Consider the following 604-nt stretch of genomic DNA (forward strand, 5'->3'; position numbering starts at 1 on the left):
GAACGGCCATCAGCAACGCAACGGCGTGATGTTCATCGACCCCGAGCTGATCTCCAGCGTGGAGATCGACAAGGGCACCAGCGCGGGCATGGGCGGGGCCGGTGTGCTGGGCGGGATCGCCTCGTTCAACACGGTCGATGCTCGCGAGTTTCTTGGCGAGGGAAAGGAGTTCGGTGGACGCCTGCGCGCCGGCCATGGCATCGGTGAACTGGGCAATGGCACCTATTTCAACGGCAGCGCGCTGTTCGCCTTCGGCAACGAAATCGGCGATGTCCTGCTTGGCGTCAGTGAGCGTCACTTCGGTGATTACCGCGCCGGCACCAATGACAAGGACAACCTGGGCACCCAGATAAACCTGCGCCAATTCTATCCAACTGCCTGGGAGAATTGGCTGAACTCGGAGGTCGGTGAAATGGACAGCGTGACCCGCTCACGCCTGTTCAAATTGGGCCTGAATCTGCCAGCAGATCAGCGTCTGCAGCTGAGCTACATGGAGTACGACACCGACAGCAAGGATGCATGGGTCTACCGCAACAGCGATGGGCGGAGCATTTACTACCGTCGCAATGGCAAGAGCGATGTGATCGCCCGCAACACCGCCCTG

The 604-nt window shown here is 60.4% G+C and carries 1 pseudogene; it reads left to right on the top strand.

The window, feature by feature from the left end:
• A pseudogene (locus tag J0A65_RS25150) lies at positions 1 to 604 on the top strand (hypothetical protein); the annotation flags it as partial.

It is taken from the genome of Bowmanella yangjiangensis (assembly GCF_017255015.1).
GTDB classification, from domain to species: Bacteria; Pseudomonadota; Gammaproteobacteria; order Enterobacterales; family Alteromonadaceae; genus Bowmanella; species Bowmanella yangjiangensis.